The following is a 13,727-nucleotide window of genomic DNA, read 5'->3' on the forward strand; positions in this document are numbered from 1 at the left end:
GAAAAAAGGATCACAAGGATCACGCCCCAATAGGTGAGACGATTGGGACAAAGTCCAGTCTCTACTGGTAGCTAAGCCAAACCAGTAGACCAACCCAAACCATTTCGATAAAGATAATTCAAAGAAAAAAATAAGTGGCGTTTCAACACTGAAAATAAGAGGCTTTGGATAGCTTTTGTGTCAGTAAAAGGATCACAGCTTTCTCACGCTAAGACAGCCTGTTGACTAACCGACTCTTTTACAATAAGAAGAAAGGATCAAAAAAAGGATCGCCCCAATAGTGTTAACTATTGTGGTTTATCAGCCTGCTTTTTAAAGATAGAAGCCATATCCCCAGCCATGATATCTCGGCTAAACCTTGGAGCTGCTTCAATACTGCATTGACGTATATTCTGATAAAGGTCTTTATCCGAATATAACTTCAGCACAGCATCAGTGATTTGTTCGACATTTTCACTTTCTACAACTAAGCCCGAGTTGGTTTCACGTATAATCGCAGTAGCCTCACCCTCTGGCACGCTCATAACTGTAGGTATACCCATACCCATACATTCAAATATTTTTGAAGGAATCACAGTCCTAAACAAGTCGCTATTCACCAAAGGGACCAGTGAAACGTCGCAAAGAGACCATACTTTAGGCATCATTTCTTTAGGCTGTCGCTCAATAAGCACCACGTTGGAAAGGTTCTTTTCTCTCACTAGGTCAACGACTTTTTGTCTAGCTGCTCCGCCTCCAGCAAAAACAATGCGAATATTATCATAATGTTGCAATCTCTCCGCCACAGATACTATATGCTCGAGCCCATGAGCCATGCCGTGAGTACCAATGTAACCTGCGACAAACTTACCTTCTAACCCATACTGTTTTGCAAGCTCAGTATCTTTGTCCTGTGGTTCATATTTAGATAAGTCGACACCATTAAGAACGACTTCAATCTTGCTTCCATCAACTCCACGCTCGATGAGCTCCTTTTTGAATGCATGAGTCACTGACACAATTGCGTCCGCTCGCTTATAAAGAAACATTTCTATTTTTTCTAACATACGAATAACTAAGCTGTCCTTCATAGCACCAACCGCTGTAATAGACGCTGGCCATATATCGCGTAACTCAAACACAAACGGTTTTCTACGAACGGCTGACAACGCCCAACCGGCGCAAGCACAGAAGAACTGAGGTGAAGTCGCTACGATCGCATCCGGTTTTTTCTGAAACAGCCCTGCGATGAAGCCCGTTACCATGAATGACATGTAATCCAGAATACGTTTTACAAAACCTTCATTCGCAGTGATGAACGTTTTTACACGAACGACATTTATGCCATCGAGATCATGAGTTTGATACCAGCTGTTTTTAAACCCATCAAATACCTTACCTTCAGGAAAGTTTGGTGCGCACGTAATCACCGTCACTTTATGCCCCGCTTTCACCCAACGGATAGCATGTTCATAAGTTCTGGTTGCTGGCGCATTGCCTTCTGGCGGAAAGTTATCAGTAAGAAAAAGAATATGCATTGCTACGCTCGCTTTAGAACAAAGTTCACTTCATTCTGTTTAAAATTTAGTACCAGCTTTTTATTGGCTATCGATAAGCCAAATTCAGGATGCCATGTCGTCTCAAGTACCTTAATGTCAGCACCCTCAGCGTTAATCGTGTATTTAGTGCCGTTCGGCAAGTGGAGTCTAACTTGACTAGAGTTATTTACTCCTTCAACTCTAACATCAGGATGGAGGTGATAATGGGCTTCTGCGTGGTTATACGTACCCGTTAGGTTATCAATAATAAGTAAGTCACCTTCCGTTAGCTCCCACTTTCTAGTGTGCGTCACCTTTCCAGGCAAACGCATGTAACCATCATGAGAACATTCAACACCAATGCGACCTTCATTCTCTATGATGACTGGCTTGCTAGGATATGCACGTCTTGCTACGCGAAATCCACTCCAGACTTCAGATGAATCCATGCCATCAACCACCACCGTATTGTGAGTTTCGGTTTTGCGTTGCCTTAGTCTTTCTTCGCCTAAGCCATAAACAGATGTGCCACTGTTTACGAATACTCGCTGTCCATCAATGCTCAATTCAAATGAAAGGGTATCGGCATGAGCGTGACCGGGAATGTAATCAGGCCCTACTTTTGCGACATCAATGATTAGCTTATTAACTTGGTCTTTAATCACCACATAACCACTTTCTTTTAGTGCGGTAACTTGATTTTTACTAGTGTCGGGAATCTTAACATTGAGTACTTCGGCATAGCGTTGCAAACTAGCCAACTTAGGCGCAATACCTATAGCAGAGTCATTAAAAAAAGAGACGTCACCATCGGGGTGCTGCATTTCTTCAGCCCATGACAACATTTTTCCAATGAGTTCATGCCAGTATTGACTGGTAGCTTTCGGAATCTTAGTAGGGTAGATAAGACTTAGCTGATACAAATCAAGCATATCGGCTAGGATGGTGTTGTGATACATAGGCGTTAGTTCAAAATTACCGCCATCAGCAAGAATTTGCTCTGGGATTTCTTCGTTTAAAATAGCCAGACCACGCTTTAACCATACATCTGCTAACTCACCCTTAAAAAAACAACCGGCAAACATCAACGCTTTAGCGTTTGCAAATAAGTGATTACCCAATAAGTGATATTCTAATTGCTGCTCTAAAGCTTGAACCTGCAGTGATAAACTAGCCAACCACTCTTGTTTGGGTTCGTTACCAGACAAGAACCATTTGATCCAGTTTACCGTTCTGAGTGAAATAGTATAAGGCTCCCATCCATTCCCCATCATCTTCGGATTTTGTTCTATCCAGGTATTAACCAAACTATTATGAATTTCACTTCTGTCTTGCCATCCAGACTGATTTAAATCATCGAAGTAATGCAAATTATAAAGCCAAAGTTTAGCTTTTGTTGCGTCATTCCAGTCGCTAACCGTATCTACGACATTCAAAAACTTAAACTGACCATTGTCTTCATAGCATGAATTTAATACCGCAAATGTTTGCCAACTTGTTGTTGATACGTCGTTTAAGGTTACTTCTGGTTTTGTAAATTTAACCTTAGTGAATCGTCTTGATATTCGGTTACTGAATTGAATAGGCTTTAAGTACTTGAGGGTGTGGTAAAGCTTTAAAATTTTATTCATATCTAAAAAAGGGGCCTTAGCCCCTTATTACCCTTTACTGGTGATTTACTTTCTAAGTTGCTCTGCTACTTGGCATGAAACCCTAGCGACTTCAATGATTTCATCAAAGCTAATCGGTGATGCAGAGCCTTGTTTGATACTATCAACAAACGCCTTAGAACAATCATTTTGCCCTTTGTCTTGGCTCGACAATTTCATTTTACTAAACCCTTTCCAACCAAAACCAACCAGTTTTCTGAAGTTATCAAGTTGTAGGACTGCGTCATTGGCGAACACTTCAATACGCTCTTTCGGAAAGTCTTTACCACCATTAGCAAAATAATGAATAGTACCGATTGAACCATCTTCAAATGACAGTGTGATACTAGCTTTGTCTTCACGAATAGCAACGCCAGGCGCATCACCCATGCACATAGCATTAAAGCCTGTAATTTTACACCCAGCTAAATGACGCATTAGGTCAATATAATGACATGCTTCACCGATAATTCGCCCACCACCTACTGTAGGATCTTGGGTCCAATGATCAGAAGGGATATCACCAGCGTTCATTGTCATGATGAACGTTTTAGGGCCTTTAACAGAAGACAAGAGCGCTTTCATTTTGACAACATGTGGCGCGAAACGTCGATTATAGCCAACCATGACTTTAGGTTTAGTTTGGCTTTCATTAAAGGCGTTTTCAATAAGGTCGATTTCGGACTCTACAAGCGCTAAAGGCTTCTCGACAAACAAGTGCTTTTCAGCGTTAATAGCATCAATAGTTTGTTGAGCGTGCAGGTTGTGTTGCGTTGCAATAACTACTGTATCAATAGCTTTATCAGCTAGTACACCTGCATAGTCAGTTGACGCTTTAACAAAGCCTTGCTTTTTACCGTGGTGCACAGCGCTCATACCAGCACTAGTTACAACAGTATTTAAGCTTGCACCTGCATTTTTAAAAGCGGGCATCAAAACACGTGACGCATAATTCCCTGCACCGATGAATGCGCAAGACGCGGAAGATGGCGATGAAGCAATTTCAGAATTTAAAGTGACAGAGCGAGCAGTTAACACTGCAGTGTCGTTATTTGGATAATCGAGAACAATACCTAACGATGATTTGTCATCTAGGCACTTGTATGCTTCTAGCGCGTCATCAATCGCATAGCGGTGGGTAATAAGCGGTTTAACATCCAGCGCACCAGAAGCCATCATATCCAAGACAGCTTCGAAATTTCTCTGCTCTGTCCAGCGAACGAAACCAACAGGATAATCGTTCCCTTTGTCTTCATATTCAGTGTCATAACGACCTGGACCATAAGAACAAGACACTTGGAATGTAAGTTCTTTAGCAAAGAAATCTGCACGAGAAATCTCTTGTCCGATAACACCCACAAGGACAATACGCCCACGTTGACGGCACATTGCTGCTGCTTGGCTTAATGGCTCGCTACTTTTTGTTGAAGCTGTAATGATAACGCCATCAACACCACGGCCTCGAGAAAATGCTTCAGCCGCTTTAATGGCATCTTCGCCTTTAGACAAATCCACTGTCTCTGCACCTAGTTGGCGGGCTAATTCACATTTAGATGAATCAAAATCAATACCTAAAACACGACACCCATTAGCACGAAGTAACTGAACTGTAATAAGACCGATAAGGCCAAGTCCAGTGACAACCACACACTCACCCAGTGTAGGATTAATAAGGCGGACACCTTGGAGGCCAATAGCACCTAAAACCGTAAACGCTGCGGATTCATCGTCAACATTATCTGGAACCTTTGCGCATAGGTTTTTAGGCACACGAACCACTTCAGCATGATTGCCGTTAGAAACTACACGAGTACCTACATCAAAACTAGTACCACCGCTATCGAGAATAGTACCTACATTGCAGTAACCAAGAGGAAGAGGCTGATCAAGCTTGGAACGCACAGCATCAACAGTAGGCATCAAGCCATCTGTTTTGATCTTGCCGAGTACCATTTTAACTTTATCGGGCTGCTGACGAGCCTTATCAATAAAATTGGCTTTTCCAAAGTCGATTAACATCCTCTCGGTTCCAGCAGAAACTAATGTCTTAGAAGTTGAAATCAAAAGACTTCCGGTCCGAACTTGAGGGCAAGGAACATCAACTAAATTTGTCTCACCATTACTTATATTCTGTAAAACCTGCTTCATTTGTATGCCTTATTATAAACTGAAATTTTCTCTTGTATTAATAGTTCAGGATCAAGCTCTGTTAATTTGCTATGTGTTGATAAAAGTGCACTATTCAAAACTCGAACAAAGTCATCATAATCATTGGTTTTGAATGTGTTAACACCTTCAAATCTCTTACAAACATCTGACGCGACAACTAACTTGCCAAACATAATGGCATCAGCACATGCTATACCAAAGCTATCAACACTATTTGGCCTTACGTAAATATCAATATGCTGCAACAAGCTATTAAATTCACTCTCTTCAAGAGAGTCTAATAAAATTAAATTATCTAACTGCAATGCACTTTCTTTTAAAAAATTAATGACATCCTTTTCAAATTCGCCATACAGTACGATAATCAACCCAACAGATGGATTATCACGAGAGAAGTCAACCAAATAGTCAAAGCAGTATATTTTTTTTCCATAACCACTACCTAACAAGCATTTGTCATAATTTTCGATAAATCTAGTAACACGCGTTTTATTTTTTATTGAAAGATTTAATTCATTTTTTAATGGTATGTAGCTATCGACAAAAATACATTTGTGAGAAAGTCCCATACGTTGCATAAAATCATACTGTTTTTGTGATATCACGAGAATTTTATCAAACCGACCTAATGCATACGAGCATAAAAACCCTATAATACCACTGGGTAATTTAAGGCTTCCATTATGTAACGTTAACACCCATGATTTTCTTCTTTTCAAACAAATCAAAGCAATTAATGAACCTTTTACTCCTGAAAAATTAAAATGTAATACATTTGTTGTTTTAAAACTAATAATAAAAAAATCCAGATTGCTTTATATATTTTATTATAGAATTTTGGTCTAAAAACTTTAATAGGAATATTATATTTATCTAAGCCAGAATATAAATCGACCATTACTGCATAGTGAAAAGAAAGATCACTAGTAAGTAACCTTTTACAGTAACTAGAAATCCCGCCTATCGGATTAGGTAGAGAACCAATTAACGTTACTTTTTTTTTCATAATTTATTCAACTTTTTATAAGCGATAAGTGAGCCGAACAATACAATAAATGTATAAATTTTCGGTGATGTTAACGGTCCCCCGGGGATAGCTGAAATTAAAACAAATAAAATCAAGCTAAAATACAACTCTCGCCTAACTTCGCAACCAATACGGCCCCATATGTAAAACAACAACCCAACAGTAATCAACAAAAAAACAAGACCAAACCTAAATAAAAGATACAAGTAATCATTATCTATAACATCAACTTCAAATGGTGAGCCAAACATAAGTCGAAATATCGAGAAGTTTTGAGTCAGAAGGCTCCAGTGTTGAGTCCGAGCTTCCAGTGAAGAAAAGGACGTAAAGCGTTCTAATATTGGTTGCCATAATTCAGGGAAAGATAAATAAGATAAGATTAAAACGGCCAACAATAATGAAGACCATTTTATTTTATTATTAATTGTTAGGTATATTGCTAAAAGACAAGATATTATCCCGGTCCTAGAAAATGTCATCAAACACAAAAAGATAGATATAGAAACTGACAAGATCAAAAACCATTTAAAAGTATGGTTGACTCCATAGTATTGATTATACTTCAATATGTTTATAGCAATTAGTATATTAATGGCATAAATTAAAGATGAAACATTAGGGTTACCTCCAATACCAATATGACGCCAATAAGAATCTAAATAATCATTCATACCTGGCATCGCAACTAATAACATCAGTTGCTTTGAAAGTGCACCAGAAGGCCATAAATAAAAGATCATAAAATCTAATAATACCAACATTGAAAGAAGAAAAGATGTTGACTTTACTGTACAATTGACATTATTACTAATGTAATAAAAAGAAACTATCATGATTGGTATTCTTGCATACTCTCTGTACTCCCAGAACGAATAGATTTCGGACGAAGAAAAAAAAGCACACACCAAAACTAAGACAACAAAAGATACAACAATTGATAATCTCTTTAGGCTAATTACTATATGATTATTTACAATAAAAAACAGTGTGATAATAAAAACAATAAATATTGAATAAATATATGATAATGTGTATCCCCCTATTCCCATTGGCATAGCGAGAGTAATTAGAAGACTAAAAGCAAAAAAATAACTTCTAGCGCTCGATTTATTAATATCAATCAATCAATTTGACCCCATATTCATTATATATTTCTATCACTTCATCAAATTCATAATTAGAATTTGTACTATATAAATATTCAGTTAAAGAAGTTCGATTAAAGCGAGACCGAAACTTCTTACTAGGTACTCCAGTTGCAATACAAAAAGGTGGAATATAGCCGGACACTAATGAGTTAGCTCCTACAACAGCCCCCTCACAAATAGTGGCACCAGAAAGGATAGAGCTTCTAGCACCTACCCAAACCCCTTTCTCAATGACAATCGATTTAGTGTCTGCGTCATCATCGACATAGTCTTTCATAAAGCTCTGTGAATATTTCAAGTTATGGTTCCCGCCTAAAATCATAACCTGGGGGCCAAACATAACCTTTTCACCAATCATTAAAGAACAGTATTTATTAGTACTTATATAGAGGTCTTCACCAGAAAAAAAATCATTTCCCAAGCTAAAGTCACCATCTATTTTTATACGCTTTACACTCGCGATCTTGACTTTAATTTCAAAAAGATTAAAGTCAAATTTAAAAATAAAAGTATGTAATAAACTAATTAACTTTCCATATATCTTAAACATTTACCAGAACCTAAATGTATTTATACCCAAAATATTCTTGGCTCGAATAGCTGACAAAGCATTAGCCAGTGACATTGAAATTAAAGTGCTCACAGCAGCTCCTTCAATTCCCCATAACGGAACAAGCCAAGTACTTAACAGTGCTATAGATATTGCACTTACCAATGAACTATCTCTTACGACATTTTCATTATTCGACATCTGGAGTAAAACATTGACATTGCCTGAGAAAACATAGATGAATTGAGAGAAGGCCAATATAGTGAGACATTTACTTGCAATAATGAAATCATCACCATAAAAAGAAAGTACCTGCTCTCCAAAAAATAGAACAAAAACTAATACTGGGAGTGAAACAGCGATCATTAATCTAGTGGACTTTCTCACTAACATTTTCAAGCTTTCCATTTCACCTTGACTATATAAAAATGAAAAATCGGGAGCTACCACTCGATTTACAGCCATAAGGATAAAACTAATCAACATCGCAAGTTTTAGGCTCACTCCATAATGTGCAACATCATTACTTAAATAGTAATGCCCAATAATTAAAATAGGGACCTGTGTGTAAAGTTGCCCTAATGACTGAGCTAGAAAATTGGAAGTCGAGCCTTCGAAAACATTAGAAAAGTGTTTTTTATTAAATTTATAACAACAGAATGTCCTAATTTTGAAAATCCAAATAACAGCAGCCACAAATAATGTTACATAGGCAGAAAAAACATAATAACCAACTATATCTTGGGCTTGTTCTAAAGGAAAAAATAATGAAATCAATAAAATTAAAATATTATGTAAAATACCTAAAACAATCATTCCAAAAAATGTAGACTTTATAGATAGTAGAGCATGGCCAAACAAATTAAACAATGCTAGTGGTAGTAAGCTTAAAGACAAATAAATAAATATATCTTTGATTGTTTGATTACCATAAACTTTAGTAAAAAAATATTCGTTAAAGTGAAAGATCGTAAAAACCATCAAAATGCTAGCAAATAAAACAAGAACAAGAGAAACAAAAAAATATGTATTAATTTCTTTATTTTCGTTATTCAAGTTGAAAGTAGATAGTACTTTCATTGTTGATGTATTTAATCCAAATATACAAACTGTCAGCGGTACTGTCAAAAGTGATAGAGCCAAGTAATATTTACCTAGCTCAGATGCACCGAGATGCCGGCTTAAGTATATACTAAGAAATAACCCAATAGCAGCCCCTGTAATTTTTAAAAACAAAGCAATTACGGTTCTATAAACAATGTTATTAGACTTTTCCATTGAAATTTTCACTAATTAAATGTCGGTATAAATTGCTACAAGATTTCCCTTTCTCATAGTCATGGAAATCTAATAACCATGACGGTGCTACTTGTTTATCTTTTGATGTCGAAGTGGCGGCTAGAATACATTCATCCCAATTAGAGAAATAATGTTCGCTTTTAAGTGTGTCCATATTAATATATGAAGATCTTTGGTAACTAAAGTAATTATCTAGATCTGGACAAAAGAGTAGTAACGATTTGTTAGAAGACGACACATCAAAAGCAACACTTGAGTAATCTGTAATTATAACATCTGATTCCAAAATCAGTGAGCTTGCATCACCAAGAGAAATTACTATGTTTTTATAGTTTCTGGCCTCATTGATAATAAATTCTGGTAAAACATTTGCTGGATGCAACTTTACAAAAAGTTTACTATTGGTTTCTTCTAATTTATTATTAGTTTCTTTTAATAAAATACCAAATTCTGAAAATATATCTATTGAGGATCCAATACTATTCCTAAACGTAGGCATATATAATATTCTTCGGTATTCAGAGCTGGTTTCCCCCCTTAACAATATGTCATTGCGAGGAAAACCGAATTCAAGAAAGCTTTCAGGCGAATGACCAAATGCCGATGATAATATTTCTGTACTTTTTTTTCCTAATGATAGAATATAATCATATTTTTCATTTGAAAAATACTTGTAAATTTCACTCGACTTGATTTTAATGTTTAAACTTGAATATGTTACGAGGTCATCGAATCTTATTTTTTTGATTGGCATTCCGTGCCAAAGATTAACTCTACATGTTGATTTTGATATTAATGGCCGACAAAAATCGGCACCAATGTTATGAGTAAAAAAAATGTGAGATGCGATTATTTGATAAAAAATACCATATGCACTCAAATAATAGTAACAATCAATATTTTCTTTTCTTAACTGTATGTTAAGTTTTTTACATTTTACTATGTATATAGGCCGAATAGTTCGTTGCTCTTTAGATAAATAACAATAAAATGCTTTAGAGTTATCTTCAAATCGAAGTCCAGACCAAGATGTAAGTAACCATATTTTTTTACTCTTCGGTATAATAGTTAAAATTGTTGGTAGAAAGAAACTACACACAAGCTCAAGCAATGATTTTAATTTATCTATAAATTTATTCACTACTATTTCTCAAATCAGTAATTGTATTATTTATTAGAGTGCTCGATGTACCCTTAGTATAAGGGAAATATATAACAGAACAACCAACATCATTTAACTCACTTTCATGTTGTTTCCATTTATCTGTATCGTACCAATCATCGCCTACAAAAAGTATACTTGCTCTGCTTTTTTTAGCTGCTGCTGCTTTGTCCATATTATTTTGAGGGATTGCTACATCAACATATTTACAAGATCTAACAACTTCAATTCGATCATTAAAAGGGATAACAGAACGCTTGCCCTTATATAAAACTAATTCATCTACAGTAACACCGACAATCAATTTGTCACACATCGATTTTGCATTTCGTAGAATATTCACATGACCGACATGAAAAAGATCAAACACGCCACTCGTATATCCAATAATCATAAGCCTAACACCTTTAAATTTTCTTCAAACCATATTTCATATGACGTTTTACAGCCTTTGTGATTAAATATCTCTCTCAGGTCGACGGGGAAACCTACTTTTTGTTCATACCCAAATTCTTTTCCCATATACATACTGATCAATTCCCTTAATGGAACTTTACCCAATTGATCTGACATTAAGTCTTCACTAGAGTATTCAACTGCCTGCATGAATGTATGCATATTCGCTATAGGCTCTCGCCCTTCAACCCCAGCAGCCATGAGTGAAAAGTCCAATCTTCGGAAGAGAACTGGCATATGATAACGAATAAAAAACCACCTTACTTGCTCAAAAACAGAAAGTTCACAAACTTCAGAAAAAACATTTTCAAATCGACGGAATAAATAGGAACCTTCAACAACATCTCCGTAACAATATAATCTCAAGAAATCAGAAACGTTAAATATGTTTGTTTTCTTTGCCCATTGGAAAATTCGATCATAACCACCGAAAAACTCATCAGCACCTTCTCCCGATAATAGTACCTTAACACCATCTTTTGCTGCTGTTTTTGCGACTCGATATAATAAAACTTCATTGGGTACGGACATTGGTTCACCTCTTGTGTATAAAAGGTGAGTTAAATCTTTCTTATATTGCTCCGAATTTGCTTCTACTATTGTTAAATTCTCATAATTTTTATTTTTTAGATATAAAATATCTTCATCAGAACTAAAACCAATAGTATAAAGTTTATTGAATTTACCCATATTTTTTAGAAGATGGCTATCAACGCCTCGACTTAATAACAAACCTACAGGGGCATCTGACACTAAACGAGTTTTTAAACCGGTATCTAAAGCATACTTTAAGTCGTCTATATTAAGTTTATTCTTATCTTTTATCTTAGATAACTTATCTTTTACGTTAAAGTATTCTCCATTGATTAAGCAAGTTCCCGGATTCACAATCGACACTTCATTAAAAAATGACCCAGAAAACACAGGGCTTCTTAATGCTTTGTACTCTTCGATTGCATTGACATTAACATCTAGTGAAAAGATTTCTTTCAATAATGATGGTTCAGAAGAAAAACTTAAATACCCCTCTTCCGATTCATGGTAGAATAATGGTTTAACACCGAAATGATCCCTAGTGGCACTGCGTAGCTTTCCACTTCCATTGATATAAACATAAGCAAAAAAACCATCGAGCTCATTATTATCAACAAGGTCATTTTTAATTAAATCACTCAATAATACAGTATCGCTAATGTATTCTTTATCGAAATATTTATATCCGAGTTCTTTATAATTTAGAATTTCCCCATTAAAAACTAGAACTCCATTATCTTCATCAAAGATCGGTTGGTTAACACCAGCATCTAAATCAATAATGGCTAATCTAGAATGATAGGCGCGCCAACCATTACGACAGTCAATAAAACCAGAAGAACTATCAGGACCTCGAAATCTTAATTTACTTTCAATTAGCCCAGAAAATTCGATACCTACATTTATATCATTAGTAATAAAAAATCCGCACATATTAATTCCATATACCTTTAGTATCAATTACAAATAAGTCATTTAATCTAATCTTCTTAAACTGCTTATGATCTACAAGCATCACATGAATATCAGTCTTTGTTAGAGACTCATCAATTGTCACTAGTTTAATACTATCATGCTTAATTTCTTCAATATTAGGCTCAATGGCTAACACTTGTCCTGCATGAAAATCCGCTATTGCCTTTGTAATATCTAATGCCGGGCTTTCACGCAAGTCATCAATATCAGGTTTAAATGCTAAACCATAACAAGCAATAGTCACATCTTTTGCGGTTTTAGATGGGTTCGCTTGTAAAAATTCAGCTAATGCAATTTTTACTTTATCAATTACCCATTCAGGTTTTTTATCGTTAACATCACGCGCAGTCTTAATTAACTTAGCTAACTCTGGTGTTTTTGAAACAATAAACCAAGGATCAACTGCGATACAATGCCCACCAACTCCAGGTCCAGGTTGTAGAATGTTGATTCGAGGATGGCGATTTGCTAGAGCAATCAATTCCCACACATCAATATCGAGATCATCACAAATCATCGACAGCTCGTTAGCAAAAGCGATCTGCACGTCACGACAACTATTTTCAGTCAGCTTAGCCATTTCTGCTGTTCGAGCATTTGTAATTACACATTCACCCATCACAAAGGTTTTATACAATTCTACACTGCGCTCTGAACAGCGCTTACTCATACCACCAATTACGCGGTCATTTTGCACAAGCTCAGTTACTACATGACCGGGTAATACACGCTCAGGACAATGTGCAACATTAACATCTGCACTTTCACCGTGCGTTTGTGGGAATGTTAAGTCTGAACGCGCTTCACTCAACCACTCCGCCATTTGCTCAGTTGCACCGACTGGTGATGTAGACTCTAGTATAACTAAGTCACCTTTTTTAAGTACTGGCGCAATTGCTTTTGAAGCAGCTTCGATATAGCGCAAATCAGGCTTTGGAATATCACCTTCATTTTCAGTAGGAAGAAATGGGGTAGGAACTGCAATCAAAAAGGCATCCGCAGCTTCTGGAGTCGTAACGGCTTTTAAGTAACCTTGCTGTACAGCGGCGCTTACCAGCATATCGAGATCAGGTTCTACAATATGAATTTCACCACGGTTAATGGTATCAACCGCATGTTGGTTGACATCAACACCAATCACTTTTTTCTTACGAGATGCAAACATAGCCGCTGTTGGTAGACCAATATAGCCTAAACCCACTACTGAGATGGTTTCAAAAGACATTCTTATTTCCTAAATT

The 13,727-nt window shown here is 36.4% G+C and carries 11 protein-coding genes; all 11 read right to left on the reverse strand.

The genetic code is table 11. The features are described from left to right. Positions 1–287: 287 nt before the first annotated feature. The 11 genes from BCU34_RS21705 to wecC all read right to left on the reverse strand — a co-directional run bounded on the left by BCU34_RS21705 (position 288) and on the right by wecC (position 13,711). On the reverse strand, positions 288–1,517 hold the full coding sequence (locus BCU34_RS21705; protein WP_102479595.1) for a glycosyltransferase family 4 protein: 1,230 nt from the start codon (positions 1,515–1,517) through the stop codon (positions 288–290). A gap of 2 nt (positions 1,518–1,519) precedes the next feature. Continuing rightward, the gene (locus BCU34_RS21710) at positions 1,520–3,148 is read right to left on the reverse strand and encodes a heparinase II/III domain-containing protein (RefSeq protein ID WP_102479596.1); all 1,629 of its coding nucleotides are present in this window, start codon (positions 3,146–3,148) and stop codon (positions 1,520–1,522) included. Positions 3,149–3,193: 45 nt separating this feature from the next. Beyond that, positions 3,194–5,314: a bi-domain-containing oxidoreductase gene (locus BCU34_RS21715; protein ID WP_102479598.1), complete on the reverse strand. Its 2,121-nt coding sequence runs from the start codon at positions 5,312–5,314 to the stop codon at positions 3,194–3,196. Then, positions 5,311–6,033: a glycosyltransferase gene (locus BCU34_RS21720; RefSeq protein WP_413286282.1), complete on the reverse strand. Its 723-nt coding sequence runs from the start codon at positions 6,031–6,033 to the stop codon at positions 5,311–5,313. The genes BCU34_RS21715 and BCU34_RS21720 overlap by 4 nt, the downstream gene beginning before the upstream one ends. Before the next feature lie 304 nt (positions 6,034–6,337). Continuing rightward, the gene (locus BCU34_RS21725) at positions 6,338–7,195 is read right to left on the reverse strand and encodes a hypothetical protein (RefSeq protein WP_146163866.1); all 858 of its coding nucleotides are present in this window, start codon (positions 7,193–7,195) and stop codon (positions 6,338–6,340) included. A gap of 283 nt (positions 7,196–7,478) precedes the next feature. Then, on the reverse strand, positions 7,479–8,060 hold the full coding sequence (locus BCU34_RS21730; RefSeq protein WP_108145161.1) for an acyltransferase: 582 nt from the start codon (positions 8,058–8,060) through the stop codon (positions 7,479–7,481). Continuing rightward, positions 8,061–9,338, reverse strand: a complete 1,278-nt coding sequence (locus BCU34_RS21735; RefSeq protein ID WP_108145160.1) for an MATE family efflux transporter — start codon at positions 9,336–9,338, stop codon at positions 8,061–8,063. After that, complete coding sequence (locus BCU34_RS21740; protein WP_181360372.1) at positions 9,325–10,500, reverse strand: CDP-glycerol glycerophosphotransferase family protein; 1,176 nt, start codon at positions 10,498–10,500, stop codon at positions 9,325–9,327. The genes BCU34_RS21735 and BCU34_RS21740 overlap by 14 nt, the downstream gene beginning before the upstream one ends. Further along, on the reverse strand, positions 10,493–10,915 hold the full coding sequence (locus tag BCU34_RS21745; protein ID WP_108145158.1) for an adenylyltransferase/cytidyltransferase family protein: 423 nt from the start codon (positions 10,913–10,915) through the stop codon (positions 10,493–10,495). Before BCU34_RS21745 ends, BCU34_RS21740 begins: the two co-directional genes overlap by 8 nt. Continuing rightward, positions 10,912–12,444, reverse strand: coding sequence for an asparagine synthetase B family protein (locus BCU34_RS21750; RefSeq protein ID WP_108145157.1), 1,533 nt, complete (start codon positions 12,442–12,444; stop codon positions 10,912–10,914). The genes BCU34_RS21745 and BCU34_RS21750 overlap by 4 nt, the downstream gene beginning before the upstream one ends. Before the next feature lies 1 nt (position 12,445). Next, positions 12,446–13,711, reverse strand: a complete 1,266-nt coding sequence (gene wecC, locus BCU34_RS21755) for a UDP-N-acetyl-D-mannosamine dehydrogenase (RefSeq protein ID WP_108145156.1) — start codon at positions 13,709–13,711, stop codon at positions 12,446–12,448. Positions 13,712–13,727: the final 16 nt, after the last annotated feature.

The organism is Vibrio sp. 10N.286.45.E10 (genome assembly GCF_002874195.2).
Lineage (GTDB): Bacteria > Pseudomonadota > Gammaproteobacteria > Enterobacterales > Vibrionaceae > Vibrio > Vibrio crassostreae.

Bases quoted from the DNA above. Each gene is read 5' to 3' on its own strand.
- BCU34_RS21705 (WP_102479595.1), bottom strand. From the start codon at position 1,517: ATGCATATTCTTTTTCTTACTGATAACTTTCCGCCAGAAGGCAATGCG.
- BCU34_RS21710 (WP_102479596.1), bottom strand. From the start codon at position 3,148: ATGAATAAAATTTTAAAGCTTTACCACACCCTCAAGTACTTAAAGCCT.
- BCU34_RS21715 (WP_102479598.1), bottom strand. From the start codon at position 5,314: ATGAAGCAGGTTTTACAGAATATAAGTAATGGTGAGACAAATTTAGTT.
- BCU34_RS21725 (WP_146163866.1), bottom strand. From the start codon at position 7,195: ATGATAGTTTCTTTTTATTACATTAGTAATAATGTCAATTGTACAGTA.
- BCU34_RS21730 (WP_108145161.1), bottom strand. From the start codon at position 8,060: ATGTTTAAGATATATGGAAAGTTAATTAGTTTATTACATACTTTTATT.
- BCU34_RS21735 (WP_108145160.1), bottom strand. From the start codon at position 9,338: ATGGAAAAGTCTAATAACATTGTTTATAGAACCGTAATTGCTTTGTTT.
- BCU34_RS21745 (WP_108145158.1), bottom strand. From the start codon at position 10,915: ATGATTATTGGATATACGAGTGGCGTGTTTGATCTTTTTCATGTCGGT.
- BCU34_RS21750 (WP_108145157.1), bottom strand. From the start codon at position 12,444: ATGTGCGGATTTTTTATTACTAATGATATAAATGTAGGTATCGAATTT.
- wecC (WP_108145156.1), bottom strand. From the start codon at position 13,711: ATGTCTTTTGAAACCATCTCAGTAGTGGGTTTAGGCTATATTGGTCTA.